Here is a 17,620-nt window from a genome sequence, read left to right on the forward strand (position 1 = left end):
GGCAACACACCGATCGCATGCGAAATCCAGAACATCTCAACTCCGGCATTCCCTCCGCTCGCGAAGTGCCCGACTTCGTGGCCGTGAGCTGGAATTTGCACAAAGGCCGCTCGCCGCTCGGGCTTCAGGCATGGAGCGCGATGCAGCGCTGGGTGCAATCCACCCGCGCCGATGCCTATTTCCTTCAGGAAGCCATGGCGCGCCGGATGCCGCAACCCGTGCTAGCGGCGAGTTTCGGCAATCCGCTCGATGCCCCCACCGACGACATCTGGCATTGCCAGGCCACCGAAATCGCGACGTCGCTCGATTTGCAGATCGCGCTTGGGCAGAACGTTTTCAAGCCATCGTGGCGACACGGCAACGCGATACTTTCGCCACATCCGCTGGATCTCGGCGGCCGATGGGATATCTCGGCGCATCGCTTCGAGCGGCGTGGTTTGCTGGTTGCGCGCGCCACGTTTGCGGGGCGATCGGTTACGTTGTTGTGCGCGCATCTCGCGCTGACGCGCGCGGCGCGTTTGCGGCAGATGAACTGGATCGCCTTGTGGATACAGAAAGAAGCGCCTGAAGGGCCGTTGGTGCTGGCCGGCGATTTCAACGATTGGCGCAACGATTCCGTGCCGCTTTTTGCCGAACTCGGCATGAACGAAGTGGCGACCATGCTTGGGGAATCGGGGCGGACCTATCCGGCGTTTTCACCGGCGCTCGCGCTCGACAAGATGTTCGTGCGCGGCATGAAACCGGTCGAATGGATCACGCCGACGCAAGATACCGCGTGGCTCTCCGATCATCTGCCGTATATGGCGAAGCTGCGGGTGGAGTGAAGCTTTTTTAAGCCTGCGAAAATTTATCGATGATCACGGTTTCTATCGCCGTGAACGACACGGGTTTGACCAGATGATGGTCGAAGCCGGCGTCATGTGCCTTTTGACGGTCGCTGTCAGCGCCGTAACCCGTCAGCGCAATCAGCAACGCTGACTTTGTGACGGCGCGCGTGCGCAGGTCACGCGCTACCTCGAAACCGTTCATGCCGGGCAAGCCGATATCCAGGATCACGACCTCGGGCGCGAATTCATCGACCATCGCGAGGGCGCTCGGGCCGTCGTGCATCACGCGTACGTCGTGGCCCAGCGTTTCGAGCAGCATGGACATGGCTTCGGCTGCATCGACGCTGTCGTCGACGAGCAACACCCGGCGGGGAAGTCCAGAGTCGCCCAGTGCCCCGTCGGTGGTGTTCATGATGCCTTTCCCCTCATTTTAAGATTCTCGAATGTTCTAGCACGCTGAAAGAATCGAACGTGCGGATAATTTCGAGATGATACCGGGAAAGTGGCTCAGCGCCCGTTTGGACCGGAGTACGGTCGCCATCCAAAGCTTGCCTGAACGCGTTCTCCGGGTCGCAGAACCCCACCGCCCCTATCTTCCTGCGGCACGTCCAGATTCAGGAAATCCACCGTATTCGATACCGGTTCCACGCACAGCAAATCCGGATGCGCGGCGGGCGCGTACAGGACCATGTGATTGAAAGGCGCCTCGGCCGTCAGGGTCACGCTACGGTTTTCATCGGGCCATTCGATTGTTGCCGATCTCGACCAGCCGGCGAAATTGTTGTCGAGATCGAAGGCATTGGCCGACATCCCCTCCTTCGATGCCAGCATTCCCACGCTTTCGTGCGCGTCAAGCCTCGTGGGCAGGAGGTCAGGCGTCGCGTGCCACATTGCGCGGACGTGGGTGTGGATGCGCGTTGACGGCGTGCGCGGATAGTACGGGTGATGGCCCATGCCGAAGGGCATGGGTTTATCGGAGAGATTGTGGATTGCGAGCGTGACCTGCAAATCGCCGGCTCCGGTAAGTTCGATGCGCTGCGTCGCTTCATACCTATACGGCCAGTGATGCGCCGTTTCACCGCTCGGCTCATGCGTCAGACTCAGCTCGACAGCGTTTGCAGAAGCCGTAAGCACTTTCCAGGGCCGACGCCACGCATGGCCGTGCAGCGCGTGATCGAACGCGTTGCCATCCTGCGATAAATCCACCGCTTCGCCATTGAAGACAAAACGCGCGTCGCGCAGACGGTTGCAATAGGGAAGCAGCGGAAAGCTCGCCATGCCAAGCGGATTGCGCGCAGCGAGCGCTTCCGGCGACGCGGACCTTAGCCAGTGCAGCGGCTCGCCTTGATCGGTCAGGTCAAAAAACGCCGCAATCGCCCCGCCGATATGCGGCGCAATCACCGCTCGCCGATTTCCCGCGCGGAGTTCAATCAGCGCAGGATCGTCCACGCTACGGGCGGCGCTCAATATGCGAACCGCTGATAGCTTTCGTCGAAGCTGCGCGGCGTCCGGTCGACTTGCGGGTTGTATCGGAGCAATCGTTTTGCGCGCGGCGGCAGCGCGTCGAACGTCGAACGCGGCACTTGAACCTGAACCTCCGGGCGGAAATACCACGATCGGCTATAGCCGATAACGACCATGGGGCGTGGGGTATCGGTGAAATTCGGCGTCCCGCGATGCAAACCGCGCACGTCGCGGATCATCACATCGCCGAGTTTCATGGGCACGCGCTCGGATGGAAATTTGCCATCGGCGAGACCGGCGAGCGCATCTTCCCGCGATATCCGGTGCGTCCCGCGTGTGGTTTCCAGCGAACCGTTCTGGTCATCGACATCGACGAGCGGGAAATTTATCGCCAACTGAAAAGACGGCGTCTCGGGGAAGTTATCGAACAGCGGCGGCGTGTCGCGATGCCAGTCCTGAAAGTCGGAGCCGCGCACGGGGGTATCGGTGGCGAGCTGGCACATCACCGGGTCCGGCCCGGCAATACGTTCGACAATGCCGAGCACGTCGTCATCGCAAAAAATAGCGGGATCGGCGAATTCGCCTTCGAACGGCAATGTCACGTAATACCGGCCCGGTCCCCGATTGCCGCTGCCGCCTTTTTCGCGCGCCTCGTCGACATGCGGCGTGAAAAGCGGCTCGAATGCCGCGCGCCATGCTTCAAGCGTGGCGCGTGAAAAGTGATCGGGTAACAGCACGAAACCGTCGCGCTCGAAATCTTCCGCAAGCGCGTTGCGCGCGCGCTCGTCGTAACGGGGCATCATCGTCTCCTTTAATTGCGCCACGTCGTACGGCGTGGTCAGCGCGCACGGCTCGCCTTTCGGCCACCGTCGCACGCCCCGAGAATCGCATGATCGGCGTGCCGCAGTCAATATTATTAGTAATAACACTTAGACCGGCGTTATTTCGCCTGAAAACCAAGCGGATCAATGGTTTCGGAGCGTTGCTCGCGGGAAATATTAATGCTACCGTCTGCGACATCCAAAGACCGGCTTTATCGAGTCTTATTGCATCGAACACGCCGCTTGTTCGCGGCCCGAAAAATGAAAAAATCCACGCAACGCCGCCCGACGATGACGGACATCGCGAAGCTGACAGGCGTCTCGCAATCGACCGTCTCGCTCGTGCTCAACAACGCGACCAGCGCGAAGTTTTCCGACGCCACGCGCAACAAGGTGCTGAAGGCGGCGCAGGATCTCGGCTACCGAATGACGACGCGCGAGCCGCTGGACGCGACGGTTTCGGCGGAAGAAAAGAACCTGATTGTTTATCTCGCCGATGAAATCTCGACGAGTCCGCACCCAGTCGTGAACATCGACGGCGCGCGCGATACGGCGTTCGCAAACGGCCGGATGCTCGCGGTTTATTCAACGCACGGCAACGCGGAAATCGAGCAGCAAGTCCTCGACGCGACGCTGACAAACCCGAACGTGCTCGGCGTGATCTACGCAACGGTGTACACGCGAAAAGTGTCCTTGCCGGCGGCGTTATCGAAGGTCCCGACCGTGCTCCTGAACTGCTACACAAGCGATACGGAGCTTTCATCGGTCGTCCCGGCCGAGGTGGCGGGCGGCCATGTCGCGACCGATTATTTGCTCAACGCGGGGCACAGAAGGATCGGATATGTGAACGGCGAGCCGTGGCAGGACGCGGCGCGTGACCGGCTCAAGGGGTACAGGATGGCGCTGTCCACGGCGGACTTGCCGTTCGCGCCGGAACTCGTCCGCGAAGGCGACTGGAGCTCCGGTTCGGGCTTCGAACAAACGCTTTCGCTCATGCGTGAACCGAACCCGCCCACGGCCATTTTCTGCGCGAACGACCTGATGGCGCTCGGTGCAATCGAGGCGCTCAAACAACTCGGATTGCGCATTCCAGAAGACGTTTCCGTGCTCGGCTACGACGATCAGGAAATCGCGCGCCACACGCATCCGCCGCTTTCCACGGTCGTGTTGCCCAACTACGAACTCGGCCGATGGGCGGTCGAAACGCTGCTGCAGGAAGAACACAACCGCGCCGCCGGCGCACCGGTCCGAAGACGTGTAGTAAAGCTCGATGGACCGTTGGTTGAGCGCGCATCGGTAAGGGTATTCACCGAAGCAAAACAACCCGCAATTAATAATATTAGCGATTGACCAATAATAAAATGCGGTGGAATAATCGTCGCACTCCGACTTTTTGAGACGGAGCGAGCAAGGCGCAAGAAAGAACACGACACAGCAGGACCGAAGCACTTAAAAAAGCAAGACCATCCATACCGGAGGAAGACATGCTGTCGCTTGAAAACTTGAAAACATGCAAGACCCCGTTCCGCGTGCTCGCCACGTCCGTGCTCGCGCTGTCGATGGCGGCGGCATTCGGCGTCGCTCACGCCGACGACTCTCCCCTGCCGAAGCTGGCGACCAAGAAACCGCTGCGCGTCGGTTTTGCGCAGACCGAAAGCAACAACCCGTGGCGTCTCGCCGAAACCAAGAGCTTCAAGGACGTGGCGGCGAAGTGCGGCTGGCAGATGGTCATGACCGATGCCAACAGCTCGGCATCGAAACAAGTCGCCGACATTCAAAGCATGATCGCGCAGCACGTCGATTTGATCGTGTTCCCGCCGCGTGAAGAAAAGCCGCTTGCGCCTATCGTCTTGCAAGCCAAGAAAGCGGGCATTCCTGTGATCCTGGTTGACCGCGACGTGGATCAGTCGGTGGCGAAGGCCGGCCGCGACTACATCACGTTCATTGGCTCGGACTTCATCAACCAGGGGCAACGCGCCGCCGACTGGCTCGTGAAGGCGACGGGCGGCAAGGGCAAGATCATCGAACTGGAAGGATCGACGGGCGCGTCCGCCGCGAACGATCGCAAGAAAGGTTTCGATGACGTGATCGCGAAGAATCCGGGCCTGCAGATCATCGCGTCACAAAGCGGCGATTTTGCGCGCGACAAGGGCCGGCAAGTCATGGAAACGCTGCTTCAGGCGCATCCGGATGTGACCGCCGTCTATGCACATAACGACGAAATGGCGCTCGGCGCGATCGCGGCCATCAAGGCTGCCGGCAAGCAACCGGGCAAGGACATCACGATTGTGACCATCGACGGAACGAAGGGCGGCATGGACGCCATCGCGGCCGGCGAACTCGGCGCGAGCGTGCAGTCGAGCCCGTTCTTCGGCCCGCTCGCATGTGACGTTGCGCAGAAATTCGCGAAGGGCGAAACCATCCCGCCGTGGGTGAAAGTCTCCGACCGTTTCTACGACAAGAGCAACGTCGCGCAGAGCATGCAGTACGGCTACTGATCGGCTAAGAAGCCCGCTGTAAAGAGCAACGAAGGTGTTCGAAGCGGCGCGCCCGGTCTTTCGCCGGCCGTCGCTTCTTTTGTATCCGGCGAACCATTTCAGTTCGCCCGAGGAGACGCATTCCATGAACACGCCAACTCAATCGCCGCTGCTGGAGATGCAGGACATCGATATCAGCTTCGGCGGCGTGGCCGCGCTGCGGCACGCGCGGCTGTCGGTACGCGCGGGAGAAGTGCATGCGCTGATCGGGCAGAACGGCGCGGGGAAATCGACGCTCATCAAGATCCTGACCGGCGCGTACCGGCGCACGGGCGGCACGATTCGTTTCGATGGCCGCGAAGCCGATTTCCGCACGCCCAAGGAGGCGCGCGAAGCCGGTATCAGCACGATTTATCAGGAGATCAACCTGGTCCCGTTCCGCTCGATTGCCGAGAACATTTTTCTTGGCCGCGAGCCGCGCCGGTTTGGTTTGATCGACTGGAAGACGGTCCACCGGCGCGCGCAGGAACTGCTCGATTCGTTCGGCTTGCAGATCGATGTCAGCAAACCCGTGCGCGAATTTTCCACCGCGATCCAGCAGATGGTGGCGTTGGCGCGGGCGGTATCGTCGGAAGCGAAGATGGTCATCATGGACGAATCCACGTCGTCCCTCGATGAACGCGAAGTCGAGCTTTTATTCAGCGTCGTGCGGCGTTTGCGTGACGACGGCCGCGCGGTGATTTTTGTTTCCCATCGGCTGGACGAGTTGTATGCGCTGTGCGATCGCGTGACCGTCATGCGCGATGGACAAACCGTCGCCGAAAGCCCCATGGCCGCGCTCGACAAACTGCAACTCGTGACCACGATGCTCGGCCGCACGCTCGCCGCCGTGGTGCAGGAAGACAGCGCCGTGAAAGAAGCGAATCTCGCGAAACGCGGCACGACCGCGATCAGCGCGAAGAACATTGGCGCGGGCGCGAAGGTGACGGATGTTTCGCTCGATGTCCACGCGGGCGAAGCCGTGGGTCTCGCCGGCTTGCTCGGCTCGGGGCGCACGGAAACCATGCGCTTGATGTTCGGCGCGGATTCGGCCGAGCGCGGGTCGCTTTCCATCGATGGAAAAGCGGTGAACTTCAAGTCGCCGCAGGACGCGATTGCGCGCGGTATCGCGTATTTGACGGAGGATCGCAAAGGCGATGGCATCGTGCCGGAACTGTCCGTGCGCGACAACCTCACGCTCGTCTGTCTGCGCACGTTGACCAAACACGGCGTGGTCGATGTCGCGAAGCAACGCGCAATCGTGGACAGGTTCATCGAATCATTAGGGATCAAATTGCGTTCGCCGGACCAGCCGATCCGCGAATTGTCGGGCGGCAATCAGCAAAAGGTTTTGCTCGCGCGATGGCTGGCGACGAACCCGTCGTTGTTGCTGCTCGATGAACCCACGCGCGGTATCGACGTAGGCGCAAAAGCGGATGTCGCGAAGATCATCCGCGAGTTGCGCGACTCGGGAATGGCGGTGTTGTTGTCGGCGTCCGAACTGGAGGAACTGACGGCGGTGGCCGATCGCGCGGTCGTGATCCGCGATGGCAAGACGGTCGCCGAACTCGACGGCGCGCGCATGAGCGAAGCGTCGATCATGGACGCGATCGCGTACGGATCAGGTGAAGAATCGGCGCTTGCAGAAGCCGTCGATGCCAAAGAAGGTCAGCCATGAACCAGAAAACTCAACCGGCAACGGCGGCGGCGCCTGTGGGACAGAACGTGCCGAGCGCGGCGAAGAAGAAATACCGCATCACGATCCAGCGCGAGATCGCCGTTCTCCTCGCGATGGTCGTGTTCAACCTGTTTTTCACGCAGCACTTCTGGTCGCTGCAAACCTTCAACGTGAACTTGACGCAAGTCGTGACGATCGTAATTGTCGGCATCGGGATGACGCTGGTCGTGGCGACGGGCGGCATCGATTTATCGGTGGGCGCTTCGATGGCAATCGCCGGATCGCTCGCGCCGATGATCTTCATGAACGTCGCCGGGCCGTTCGGCATTGCATTGGCGTTCGTGCTGCCGGTTCTGGCCGCCGCGCTGTGCGGCGTGTTCAACGGCTTCCTCGTGACGAGGCTCTCCGTGCAGCCGATTGTCGCGACGCTGGTGCTGTTTATCGCGGGGCGCGGCATTGCGCAGGTTTTCACCGATGGCAGCCTGCAAGCCTTCAACAATCCCGCGTTCCAATGGATCGCGTTGGGCCGCGTTGCCGGCGTGCCCGCCCAAGTGTTCCTGATGCTTTTGCTCGTCGCGATCTTCGCGTGGATCGTGCGCAAGACCTTGTTCGGCCAATACTTGCTCGTGACCGGCGGCAACGAACAGGCCGCGTATCTGAGCGGCATTCCCACGACGCGCGTGAAGATGATCGCCTATACGTTGTGCGCGGCGCTGGCCGGCCTTGCGGGTTTGATCTCGATCTCGGTGAATTCATCGTCCGATGCGAACGTGATCGGCCTCGGTTCCGAACTCGATGCCATCGCCGCGGTCGCCGTCGGCGGCACGGCGCTGACGGGCGGGAAGGCGTATATCGTCGGGACGCTGATTGGCGCGCTGATCATCCAGTTGCTCAGATACACCCTGCTCGCCCACGGCATCCCCGACGCGGCCGCGCTGGTCGTGAAGGCGGGCATCATCATCGCGGCGGTTTATGTGCAGCGGCGCCAGCGCTAAGAGGCATCGATCGATATGAAAAAGAACCTTCCCATCCTGTTGGCACTCGCGGCGCTTCTGGTCTTCGGCGTGACGCGATACGACCACTTTGCATCCGCGTACAACATCACCTCCTTCTGGCGATACAACTCGATGTTCGCGTTGATATCCGTGGGCATGGCGTTCGTGATCATCACGGGGGGCATCGATTTGTCGGTGGGCGCAGTGGCCGCGCTGGCGAGCGTGGTCGCGGCGCTGGCGAGTTCGCACGGCGGCGTGGTTGCCGTGCTGGCCGGCGCGGGCGCGGGGCTGGCGGTCGGCGTGTTGAACGGCCTCGTGATTACGCATATGCGGATCTTGCCGTTTATCGTGACGCTTGCGACGAGCCTCGGCGCGCATGGCATGGCGCTGTTGCTTGGGCATAACGATGCGGTATCGATTGCTGCGGCCGCCGATTCCAGTTTCGCCAACTTCGGCCAAGGCGATTTGTTCGGCTTGCCGATTCCGGGGATTGTGGCTGCCGTGGCCGCGGTTTTAGGTTGGCTCGCGCTGCGAAGCACGCGCTTCGGACGACACGCATTGGCGATTGGCGGCAGCGAAGAAGCTTCGCGGTTGATGGGCTTGAACGTCGACCGGACGCTGGTCGCGGTCTATGCGCTGAGCGGATTGCTCGCGGGACTGGCCGGCGCGATTTTGGCCGCGCAATTCGGTGCGGGGCAGCCGAATGAAGGCATCGGCTGGGAATTGTTCGCGATATCGGCGGTGGTGCTGGGCGGGACCTTGCTTACCGGCGGACAGGGATCGATCGCGATGACCATCGCTGGCGTGGCCTTGCTCGGGCTCGTGTTCAATCTGCTGAACTTCGAGAATGGGTTGGGCTTTATTAGCTTGTCGGCGTATTGGCAATCGGTGATTCGCGGCGTGTTCCTGCTGCTGGTCATCGTGCTACAGGCAAGGGTGCTGAAGAAACGCGTGGCGGTGACGAAGCTTGCGCATTGAGAGGGTTGCGGTGATTCCAGGGATGTTTCCACATCCCTTGCATATAGCTGCATGAGTTTTTCGACCGATTCGCTGTCACCCCGTCCGTGGACACCGAGCCAGTTTTAACGCTCCCGCAATCGTTGAGTTATCGATCCTGCGATGGGATCTGCAAAATCTTCCAGCCCTCGTCACGTTGCGACAGGAATTGCATGATCGACTCGACCGTTACCGTCTGAATCCGGTCGGAATAACGCAATTCGGAGGGGTGATCGTCGAAGGCAACGTTTGCCTTGAACATGCGGCCACCAAGCCGCTTGAACGCGCCGATTTTCATTTCCGATGGCTTGTATCCTGCGAGCTTTAACCACGCCTGCGCCTGTTCTCGCGTGTCGATCCGTGCGTTAAATTCATTATTTCCTCGTTTAAAACCAAGGCCGGAACACGGCCGCTTTATTTAATCGGACTGCATACTTTTTGGAACGACATACCGTCCGTCGCGATGCTGAAGCACGACGCTCGTTCCGCGGCCTGGTGAGTCTTTGCTTGTGCAGTTGCCGTTCTTGAAAACATTGGTGCTTTTCTTCGACTTCTCAAGGATTTTGAGTGCCGCGTAGCCGTCCGCGCCTGCAGCGCCGACGTCAATCGCGCGGCTCGTGCTGTTGAATTCGCCGGAGCACCGACCATCCCACTCGCCGCTGCTTTTCTCGACCATCAGGCGGCCAAGCACCGGCCTGAGCCTCTGCCCGTCAATGACGTACAAGCTCAGCGATGTTGTGTTGTATGGGTTGACACGCGACGATCCAGAATGGCTGATACGAACACCAAAGGCCCGATTCTCGGGCATCAACTGATAGCGCGCAGTGTCGAGCGAGATTCCAGACAAACGCATCGCATCGTAGGTAATCGCGGACGGTTGGTAGGAATGCGCAACGATCGAACCGGAATCACTGTCCGCGACCAGGACTTCGAGATCGTAAGTGCCTGTTTCGGGATCCGAGCCCTTGACTGGCAAAGGCAATACAGCAAGTGTTAGCGCAGGATTTGCCGGCCATGGTTTGCAGGTGGCGTATTCACTGTCTAATGTGCGATTGGGGTGGAGTTTCTGCGTCCAACTTTCGAGAAATTTCTCGCATGCAGCGTTGGCGAGAACAGGAGTAAACAGCGTGCACGCTGCAATAAGAATTCTTGTTTTCATCTGAATTTGCGCGTTCTCGTAGTGTGGATGAAAAAGCTTGGGCGCAGATCGAATTGGTAACTCGTCTAAACCTCTTTATCAAGTATCAAGGATATCTAACGTATTTATCTAGAGAGGAATCGTCAAGATTTGTAGCGGCATTCTTTAAGGGCGAAATAACGCGTTTTCCGATCGCTCGTGTTGGAGCCGGTTGCGTTGCGTCTTTAGAGCGATGGCGAGTGCACCCGCCGCAGGTTGCAGAGCAGGTTCAAAACGGTATTGCATAATCTGCTAAGTTATCGAAACGACCCTGCATTTCAAAGCCGAAAGCACCGCCATGTTCGACCTTTTCGACGACATTCCCAAGCCGGACATCGACTGGCTGCCTGACTGGCTGGACGCGGCGACCGCATGGGACACCATGGCCGCATTGATCGATGAAGTCACCTGGCAGCAGGACATCATGAACACGCCCGGCGGAAAGGTGCCGTTTCCGCGTCTCACCGCGTGGCAGGGGGATCCTGGCGCGATCTATGTCTACTCTGGCATTCGGAACGTGCCGAAGCCTTGGACACCGACGGTTTTATCGTTGAAAACGAAAGCCGAAACCGCCGCGAAAACCGCGTTCAACAGCGTGCTGATCAACCGCTACCGGACCGGTCAGGACAGCATGGGCTGGCACGCCGACAAAGAACGCGAACTCGGGCTGGAACCGGTGATTGCATCGGTGAGTCTTGGCACCACGCGAACCTTCGAGTTCCGTCACACGAAGACGCGCCAGATCCATCCGCTGCAACTTACGCACGGCAGCTTGCTGGTGATGCGCGGGCGCACGCAACTGGACTGGGCGCATCGTGTGCCGAAGGAACCCGAGGCGCGCGGCGAACGCATCAATCTCACCTTCCGCTACGTCGGCGCGACGGCAAACCCGCGCAAGTAAGCTAGCGCTTCGCCACGAAATCAATCTCCACCAGTGCGTCGCGCGCCAGACCCGTCACGCCGATGCACGTCCTCGCCGGCAACGGCTTCGGCTCGAAGTAGCTTTTGTAGACCTCGTTCATGGCGGGGTAATCGCGTTTGAATTCGGTCAGGAAAATCCGCACGCTGACCACGTTATCCAGCGATAAACCCACGCCCTCCAGCACCAGATTCAGGTTATCCATCACCCGGCGCGTCTGCGCCTGAACGCCTTCGGGCAAGGGCTTGGAATCGTCGTCGGGATCGGTTGGCATCTGGCCGGTGAGGAACACCCAGCCATCGGCTTCGGCCGCGTGGGAAAAAGGCGCGACCGGCGTGGGGGCGGCATCGACCATCGTGAAAGTGGGTAATGTCATTGTGTCTCCTTGAAAAAGCACAGTTCGTTACCGTAACGGATCAAAAATCCGATGGCTTCGCAACACGCGTCACAATGCAGGCGTGACCATTTATTTGAAGGCTCTTGATGCTTCCCCTCCCCGTTCTCATCGATGTCGTCATCCGCATGTTCTGGGCGCTCGCGATAGGCTGCATCATCGGCGTGGATCGCGATCTGCACGGCAAACCTACGGGCATGAAGACGCTCGGGCTGGTATCGCTCGGCGCGTGCCTGACGACCATGGCCGCGATGGGCTTTGCCACGCAAAGCGCGACCATGAGCACGGATGTCTCGCGGGCGATTCAGGGCATCGTGACGGGCATCGGCTTTCTGGGTGCGGGCGTGATCGTGCAGACGCCTGGGCGATACCGAATTCGCGGCCTGACCACGGCGGCATCGATCTGGGTAACGGCGGCAGTTGGAATCGTCTGTGGACTGGGCGTATGGAGCGTCGCGGTTATTGCGACGGTGCTGCTGATCGCGTTGCTGGTGATCGGACGGAGAGTGGAAAAAGCGTTGCATCGACAATGGATCAAGAAACCGCCCGAGGAGCGCGAAGCAAGCACCGATCTCGAAGACCTCGGTTGATCCAACCATACAAAACCATTACGAATCAACGGCATGCGGCTTGCTTGAAGCAAGTACTAACAGGACGGTCCCATGCCCAAGAAAAAATCCCCCGCCCTTCCCGGCACCGATGATCGTCAGGCGTTGCTCATCGCGCGTCGCAACATGAAGATGGCCGAATCCGCGCACGCGTACGTGCGCGGCAATACAGGCAAATTCTATGAATGGCTCGACGGCATAGAAGGTCACAAGCTTCCCGAAGGCCCGGCGATCTGGATCTGCGGCGACTGCCACACCGGCAACCTCGGCCCGGTCGCCAATACCGACGGCGAAGTCGAAATCCAGATCCGCGACCTTGATCAGACCGTGATCGGCAATCCGGCGCATGACATCGTGCGGCTGGGGTTGTCGCTGGCTACTGCTGCGCGCGGTTCCGACCTGCCCGGCGTCACGACTGCGCGCATGATCGAAGCGCTCGCGGAAGGCTACGAACACGCGTTCGATGCCACCGCCAAGGATCGTCCGATCAAGAATACGAAGCCCGAAGCGGTGCGCGTGATGATGAAGGAAGCCGTTCAGCGCACGTGGAAGCAACTGGCGGTGGAACGCATCGACGATATCGAACCGAGCATTCCACTCGGCAAGCGGTTTTGGCCACTCGATAAAAATGAGCGCGCCGAGATCAAGGCGCTGTTCGAGCGTCGCGAAATTGCTGACATAGCCACGGCGCTACGCAAGAACGCCGACGAGGAAAACGTCTCCGTCATCGATGCCGCCTATTGGGTCAAAGGCTGCAGTTCGCTAGGACGTTTGCGCTATGCGGTATTGCTGGACGTGGATGGTGGCGCGGTGGAAGGCGACGATCTTTGTCTTATCGATATCAAGGAAGGCCTGAAGGCCGCCGCGCCGCGCTACCCGAATCAGGACATGCCGCGCGACAACGGCGAACGTATTGTGGAGGGCGCCAGGCATTTGACGCCGGCGCTCGGGGACCGCATGCGCTCGGCGCGGCTGAATGATCGTTCGGTGGTGATTCGTGAATTGTTGCCGCAAGACATGAAGCTGACGGTCGAGCAACTGACGCAGGAGGAAGCCATGAAAGCCGCGCGTTTTCTCGCGATGGTCGTCGGCAAAGCCCATGCGCGACAGATGGACAAGTCGGCGCGGCGCGCGTGGTTATCGGAGTTACGCCGGGCGCGTAGCAAATCGCTCGATGCCCCTTCATGGCTTTGGAACAGCATCGTGGCGCTGGTAAGCAGCCACGAGGCGGGTTATCTGGAACATTGCCGTCGATACGCGCTGACGCCGGCTCTGTAGCGTCACAACAAAAAGGGCTGCTCTCTAAAGAGCGGCCCTTCGTTCATGGAGATCAGTACCCATACCCATGACGTTCGCGCCAGTGATGCTCGCGCCACTCATGGTGCCGCCATTCACGGCGACGCCATTCGCGTTCACGCCAGCCATCGTCACGATAACCGCCGTAACCGCCATATCCCACCACAACGGGCGGCGGCGGAGCAACGTATACCGGCGCTTGCGGCGCGTAGTACCCCGGTACGCCGATGCCCACATCCACGTTGACATGCGCCGAAGCTGCCGCCGATGCCATTAAAACGCCCAGCCCCAGTACCGCACCCAGTATCTTCTTGTTCATCTAGTCTCTCCGCGCACTTGTCGTGCTCTTGTTTACGCAAGCAAGTGTAGGAGCGACGTGTTGATACAGGTGCTACCGGATTGCGATAAAAGTAACCGAGCGTATCTTGAAATTAGAAGCCGGCTGCCAACCCATCCCTGCGGCTATCGCTCGCTGCCACATATCCGCGTTCAGGATCATTGCGATCCAGCTTCCAGATGTACTGCCCTGAACCGAAGTCCATATAAGGATCATCGACGGATTTGATCGTGTGGCCGTAGCCTTGCAGCGCCTTCACAGTTTCGATATCGAGCGTCGCTTCAACGTCCACCGTGAAATCGCGATTGACCTTCCAGCGCGGGGCATCGCAAGCGGCTTGCGGTTGCTGGCCGTAATCGAGCATGCGCACGATGGATTGCAAATGACCTTGGGGCTGCATGTCGCCGCCCATCACGCCAAAGCTCATCACCGCCTCCTCCGTGCCGTTGACCTTCTGCGTGAGGAACGCCGGAATGATCGTGTGGAATGGGCGCTTGCCACCTTCCACCACGTTCGCGGATTTTGGGTCCATCGAGAAACCGAAGCCACGGTTCTGCATAGCGATGCCCGTATCCGGCACGACCACGCCCGAACCAAAGCCCATGTAGTTCGACTGGATGAAACTCACCATCATGCCGCGCTCGTCGGCCACGGACATATAAATAGTCCCACCCGCCGGCGGCATGCCGAAGTCGAAGTGCTTCGCCTTGTTCGGATCGATGAGCTTGGCGCGCTCGGTGAGATACGCGTCATCGAGCATTTGCTCGGGCGTGACATCCATGGAACGCGGATCGCCGACGTACTGGTAGACATCGGCGAAAGCGAGTTTCATGGCTTCGATCTGCAAATGCTGCGACTCGATTTTATCGACGGTCAGCGCCTTTACATCGAACTTGTCCAGGATGCCGAGCGCGATCAGCGCCGCGATGCCCTGCCCGTTCGGCGGAATCTCGTGCACGGTATAACCGCGATAATCCTTCGATATCGGCTCGACCCAATCCGCCTTGTAATTGCGCAGATCGTCGGCGGTCATCGCGCCGCCACCCTGCTTCGCGAACGCCGCGATCTTGTCGGCGATCTCGCCTTCGTAAAATGCGCGCGGACCTTTTTCAGCGATGGTGCGCAGCGTCTTCGCGTGACCCGGGTAACGCATCAGTTCGCTGATTTCCGGCGCACGCCCGCGCGGCATGAAGGTCTCGGCGAAACCGGGATAGTCCTTCAACTCAGGAACGGCGGCAGCCCATTTATAAGCAACGATGCTCGCCACCGCGTGACCGCGCTCGGCGATTTCAATAGCCGGTTCCATCAGGTCGGCGAACGGCAACGTGCCGAATTTCGCGTGCAGCGCTTCCCATCCCGCGATCACGCCGGGCACCGTCGCTGCGTCCCAACCGCGCTTCGGGTTGTTGGCAAGGCCGTTTTGCTCGCCGTATTTGTTCTTGAAGTAATCGACGTTCCACGCCGCCGGCGAAACACCCGACGCGTTCAGCCCGTGCAGCTTCTTGCCATCCCAGACGAGCGCGAACGCGTCGCCACCAAGCCCGCACGATACCGGCTCGACCAGCGTGATTGCAGCGGCGGCGGCGATGGCGGCATCGACCGCATTGCCGCCCTTCCACAACATGCGCAGGCCGGCTTGCGCTGCAAGCGGATGCGAGGTCGACACGATATTTCGCGCGAACACCGGCAAGCGCGGCGTCGGATAAGGGTTCTGCCAGTTAAAGCGGGTCATGGAAAACTCGTCTCTATGATTAGTGAAAATGTTGCGGTTCAGCGGAGTTCAAAGTTCGCGCGGATCGAGCGCGTCGCGCAGTCCATCGCCTAGAAGATTGAAGCCGAGGACCGCAAGAAAAATCGCGATGCCCGGAAACACGGACATCCACGGCGCCTGGCTCACGAAGTCCTTGGCGGTGTTCAACATCGATCCCCACGATGGCGCCGGCGGCAATTGCCCGAGCCCGAGGAACGACAAGCTGGCCTCCGCGATGATCGCCATGGCGACCGTCAGACTCGCCTGAACGATGATCGGCGGGAGGACGTTCGGCAGGATGTACCTGACGATGATGCGGAAATGGCCGAGCCCGATCGCACGCGCGCCCTCCACATAGTCCTCCGCTTTGACGCTGATCGCCTGGCCACGCGTGAGGCGCACGAAGCGCGGCATGGCCGAGACGCCGATGGCGATCATCGCGTTCGTGAGGCTCGGGCCGAGAAACGCCGCGAGCGCGATGGCGAGAATCAGGAACGGGATGGAGAGCAGGGCATCGGTGAAACGGGAGATGACGCCATCGACGAACCGGCCGAAGTAGCCTGCGAGCAAACCAAGCGGCACGCCGATCACCACGGCAATTCCCACCGACACAACGCCCGCCAGCAACGAAGCTCGCGCGCCCCAGAGCAAGCGCGTGAGGACGTCGCGGCCGAGTTCATCGGTTCCGAACCAGTGGCTCGCCGACGGCGCCTTTCGGACCGTCATGAAGCTCGCCTGAACGGGATCGTAGGGTGAAAGCCACGGCGCGAACACCGCTACCAGAATCACGAGCAATACGATCGCCGCGCCCGCAACCGCCGCGCGATTGCGCATGAAGCGGCCCAGCGCGCGGTTGCGCTTTCGCGGCAAGGCAGTTTCCACGATAGTCGCCATCAGCTTCTCCTCAAGCGCGGGTTGAGAAGAATGTACAGAACATCCGCAAACAGATTCACCACGATAAACCCAACCGCCGTCACCAGCACCACGCCTTGAACCACGGCGTAATCGCGATTGAAAACGGCGTCGACAACCAGTTTGCCGAAGCCTGGAATAGTGAAGACTTGCTCGGTCAGCACGGCGCCCGCGAGCAATTCGCCGAACAGCAAGGCAAGCACCGTGACGATGGGAATCAGCGCATTGCGAAAGCCGTGTTTAACGACAACCGTGCCTTTCAACAGGCCCTTGGCACGCGCCGTCCGAATGTAATCGCTGCGCAAAACGCTCAGCATCGCGCTGCGTGTATGCCGCATCAATTGCGCGCCGAGCGCCGCGCCCAGCACGAACGCGGGCATCAACATCGTCTTGATGCTCAGCCAGAAATCCTCCGCTGGCGACACATATCCCGACGATGGCAACAACTGCCATTTCACCGACACCACAAAGATCAAAATGATCCCGAGCCAGAAATTCGGTATCGACATGCCGGTGAGCGCGAGAATATTCGCGCCGTAGTCGAGCGCTTTCCCCTTGTTCGCCGCCGATAAAACCCCGAGCGGAATGCCAATCCCCACGGCGATGATCATCGCCATCACGGCAAGCTGAAGCGTCACCGGCAACTTCTGCGCAATGAGCTTGGTTACGGGTACGTCGGTACGCAACGACGCGCCCAGGTCACCATGAAAAATGTCGCGAACCCACAGCGCGTATTGCACGGGCACGGGTTCATCGAGGTGATACTTCAGACGCAACGTTGCAATGACTTGCGGATTCTGATCTTCACCGGCCATCGCCAGGACCGGATCGCCGGGGAGCATTTTTTGCAGGCCGAAGATCATCATCGACACGAGGATCAGTGTCGGGATCGCGACGAGCGCGCGGTTGGCGATGATTCGCAACATGAAC

19 protein-coding genes are annotated in these 17,620 nt (G+C 60.1%); 9 read left to right on the forward strand and 10 right to left on the reverse strand.

All coding sequences use genetic code 11. From position 1 onward, the window contains the following. Positions 1-17: 17 nt before the first annotated feature. Positions 18-824 carry an endonuclease/exonuclease/phosphatase family protein gene (locus tag HB633_RS26335; protein WP_213781107.1) on the forward strand — a complete coding sequence of 269 codons (807 nt, stop codon included), beginning with the start codon at positions 18-20 and terminating at the stop codon, positions 822-824. A gap of 7 nt (positions 825-831) precedes the next feature. Here HB633_RS26335 and HB633_RS26340 read toward each other — a convergent pair whose 3' ends face one another. The 3 genes from HB633_RS26340 to HB633_RS26350 form a co-directional block, all read right to left on the reverse strand. Further along, a complete protein-coding gene (locus HB633_RS26340) occupies positions 832-1,239 on the reverse strand; it encodes a response regulator (protein WP_213781108.1) in 408 nt (135 codons plus the stop codon). A gap of 95 nt (positions 1,240-1,334) precedes the next feature. Next, a complete protein-coding gene (locus HB633_RS26345) occupies positions 1,335-2,294 on the reverse strand; it encodes an aldose 1-epimerase (RefSeq protein WP_213781109.1) in 960 nt (319 codons plus the stop codon). Beyond that, positions 2,291-3,091 (reverse strand): phytanoyl-CoA dioxygenase family protein, encoded by an 801-nt coding sequence (locus HB633_RS26350; RefSeq protein WP_213781110.1) that lies wholly within the window; start codon positions 3,089-3,091, stop codon positions 2,291-2,293. The genes HB633_RS26345 and HB633_RS26350 overlap by 4 nt, the downstream gene beginning before the upstream one ends. A 312-nt stretch (positions 3,092-3,403) precedes the next feature. On the opposite strand from HB633_RS26350, the gene HB633_RS26355 reads away from it, so the two are divergent. The 5 genes from HB633_RS26355 (at position 3,404) to HB633_RS26375 (ending at position 9,279) form a co-directional block, all read left to right on the forward strand. Continuing rightward, entirely contained in the window at positions 3,404-4,462 is a 1,059-nt protein-coding gene (locus HB633_RS26355) for a LacI family DNA-binding transcriptional regulator (RefSeq protein WP_213781235.1), read from the forward strand. 134 nt (positions 4,463-4,596) lie between these two features. Continuing rightward, positions 4,597-5,610, forward strand: coding sequence for an ABC transporter substrate-binding protein (locus tag HB633_RS26360; RefSeq protein ID WP_213781111.1), 1,014 nt, complete (start codon positions 4,597-4,599; stop codon positions 5,608-5,610). Positions 5,611-5,734: 124 nt separating this feature from the next. Beyond that, a complete protein-coding gene (locus HB633_RS26365; RefSeq protein ID WP_255581170.1) occupies positions 5,735-7,306 on the forward strand; it encodes a sugar ABC transporter ATP-binding protein in 1,572 nt (523 codons plus the stop codon). Continuing rightward, entirely contained in the window at positions 7,303-8,301 is a 999-nt protein-coding gene (locus HB633_RS26370) for an ABC transporter permease (protein WP_213781112.1), read from the forward strand. Before HB633_RS26365 ends, HB633_RS26370 begins: the two co-directional genes overlap by 4 nt. A 15-nt stretch (positions 8,302-8,316) precedes the next feature. Next, positions 8,317-9,279, forward strand: a complete 963-nt coding sequence (locus tag HB633_RS26375) for an ABC transporter permease (RefSeq protein WP_213781113.1) — start codon at positions 8,317-8,319, stop codon at positions 9,277-9,279. A 127-nt stretch (positions 9,280-9,406) separates the two neighbouring features. Here HB633_RS26375 and HB633_RS26380 read toward each other — a convergent pair whose 3' ends face one another. Together HB633_RS26380 and HB633_RS26385 are read right to left on the reverse strand one after the other, a co-directional pair. Beyond that, positions 9,407-9,715: a DUF2145 domain-containing protein gene (locus HB633_RS26380; RefSeq protein WP_213781237.1), complete on the reverse strand. Its 309-nt coding sequence runs from the start codon at positions 9,713-9,715 to the stop codon at positions 9,407-9,409. After that, positions 9,716-10,456 (reverse strand): hypothetical protein, encoded by a 741-nt coding sequence (locus HB633_RS26385; RefSeq protein WP_213781114.1) that lies wholly within the window; start codon positions 10,454-10,456, stop codon positions 9,716-9,718. A 316-nt stretch (positions 10,457-10,772) separates the two neighbouring features. Between HB633_RS26385 and HB633_RS26390 the strand changes: the two genes are divergently transcribed. Then, the gene (locus tag HB633_RS26390) at positions 10,773-11,375 is read left to right on the forward strand and encodes an alpha-ketoglutarate-dependent dioxygenase AlkB (RefSeq protein ID WP_213781115.1); all 603 of its coding nucleotides are present in this window, start codon (positions 10,773-10,775) and stop codon (positions 11,373-11,375) included. Position 11,376: 1 nt separating this feature from the next. On the opposite strand, the gene HB633_RS26395 is transcribed toward HB633_RS26390, so the two are convergent. Beyond that, on the reverse strand, positions 11,377-11,769 hold the full coding sequence (locus HB633_RS26395; RefSeq protein WP_213781116.1) for a RidA family protein: 393 nt from the start codon (positions 11,767-11,769) through the stop codon (positions 11,377-11,379). 107 nt (positions 11,770-11,876) lie between these two features. Here HB633_RS26395 and HB633_RS26400 point away from each other — a divergent pair, with 107 nt between their 5' ends. After that, a complete protein-coding gene (locus HB633_RS26400; protein ID WP_213781117.1) occupies positions 11,877-12,377 on the forward strand; it encodes an MgtC/SapB family protein in 501 nt (166 codons plus the stop codon). Between the two features lie 72 nt (positions 12,378-12,449). Further along, positions 12,450-13,673, forward strand: coding sequence for a DUF2252 domain-containing protein (locus HB633_RS26405; protein ID WP_213781118.1), 1,224 nt, complete (start codon positions 12,450-12,452; stop codon positions 13,671-13,673). 52 nt (positions 13,674-13,725) lie between these two features. Here HB633_RS26405 and HB633_RS26410 read toward each other — a convergent pair whose 3' ends face one another. The 4 genes from HB633_RS26410 to HB633_RS26425 form a co-directional block, all read right to left on the reverse strand. Continuing rightward, the gene (locus HB633_RS26410; RefSeq protein ID WP_213781119.1) at positions 13,726-14,010 is read right to left on the reverse strand and encodes a hypothetical protein; all 285 of its coding nucleotides are present in this window, start codon (positions 14,008-14,010) and stop codon (positions 13,726-13,728) included. Between the two features lie 112 nt (positions 14,011-14,122). Then, a complete protein-coding gene (ggt, locus tag HB633_RS26415; protein ID WP_213781120.1) occupies positions 14,123-15,760 on the reverse strand; it encodes a gamma-glutamyltransferase in 1,638 nt (545 codons plus the stop codon). A 48-nt stretch (positions 15,761-15,808) separates the two neighbouring features. After that, on the reverse strand, positions 15,809-16,672 hold the full coding sequence (locus HB633_RS26420; protein WP_213781121.1) for an ABC transporter permease: 864 nt from the start codon (positions 16,670-16,672) through the stop codon (positions 15,809-15,811). Next, a complete protein-coding gene (locus HB633_RS26425; protein ID WP_056364466.1) occupies positions 16,672-17,616 on the reverse strand; it encodes an ABC transporter permease in 945 nt (314 codons plus the stop codon). Before HB633_RS26425 ends, HB633_RS26420 begins: the two co-directional genes overlap by 1 nt. Positions 17,617-17,620: the final 4 nt, after the last annotated feature.

This window comes from Caballeronia sp. dw_276 (genome assembly GCF_018449635.1).
In the GTDB taxonomy this organism is placed as follows: Bacteria; Pseudomonadota; Gammaproteobacteria; order Burkholderiales; family Burkholderiaceae; genus Caballeronia.

Coding starts and splice junctions, on each gene's coding strand:
- HB633_RS26335 (WP_213781107.1), top strand. CDS start 18: ATGCGAAATCCAGAACATCTCAACTCCGGCATTCCCTCCGCTCGCGAA.
- HB633_RS26340 (WP_213781108.1), bottom strand. CDS start 1,239: ATGAACACCACCGACGGGGCACTGGGCGACTCTGGACTTCCCCGCCGG.
- HB633_RS26350 (WP_213781110.1), bottom strand. CDS start 3,091: ATGCCCCGTTACGACGAGCGCGCGCGCAACGCGCTTGCGGAAGATTTC.
- HB633_RS26355 (WP_213781235.1), top strand. CDS start 3,404: ATGACGGACATCGCGAAGCTGACAGGCGTCTCGCAATCGACCGTCTCG.
- HB633_RS26360 (WP_213781111.1), top strand. CDS start 4,597: ATGCTGTCGCTTGAAAACTTGAAAACATGCAAGACCCCGTTCCGCGTG.
- HB633_RS26365 (WP_255581170.1), top strand. CDS start 5,735: ATGAACACGCCAACTCAATCGCCGCTGCTGGAGATGCAGGACATCGAT.
- HB633_RS26370 (WP_213781112.1), top strand. CDS start 7,303: ATGAACCAGAAAACTCAACCGGCAACGGCGGCGGCGCCTGTGGGACAG.
- HB633_RS26375 (WP_213781113.1), top strand. CDS start 8,317: ATGAAAAAGAACCTTCCCATCCTGTTGGCACTCGCGGCGCTTCTGGTC.
- HB633_RS26385 (WP_213781114.1), bottom strand. CDS start 10,456: ATGAAAACAAGAATTCTTATTGCAGCGTGCACGCTGTTTACTCCTGTT.
- HB633_RS26390 (WP_213781115.1), top strand. CDS start 10,773: ATGTTCGACCTTTTCGACGACATTCCCAAGCCGGACATCGACTGGCTG.
- HB633_RS26395 (WP_213781116.1), bottom strand. CDS start 11,769: ATGACATTACCCACTTTCACGATGGTCGATGCCGCCCCCACGCCGGTC.
- HB633_RS26400 (WP_213781117.1), top strand. CDS start 11,877: ATGCTTCCCCTCCCCGTTCTCATCGATGTCGTCATCCGCATGTTCTGG.
- HB633_RS26405 (WP_213781118.1), top strand. CDS start 12,450: ATGCCCAAGAAAAAATCCCCCGCCCTTCCCGGCACCGATGATCGTCAG.
- HB633_RS26410 (WP_213781119.1), bottom strand. CDS start 14,010: ATGAACAAGAAGATACTGGGTGCGGTACTGGGGCTGGGCGTTTTAATG.
- ggt (WP_213781120.1), bottom strand. CDS start 15,760: ATGACCCGCTTTAACTGGCAGAACCCTTATCCGACGCCGCGCTTGCCG.
- HB633_RS26420 (WP_213781121.1), bottom strand. CDS start 16,672: ATGGCGACTATCGTGGAAACTGCCTTGCCGCGAAAGCGCAACCGCGCG.
- HB633_RS26425 (WP_056364466.1), bottom strand. CDS start 17,616: ATGTTGCGAATCATCGCCAACCGCGCGCTCGTCGCGATCCCGACACTG.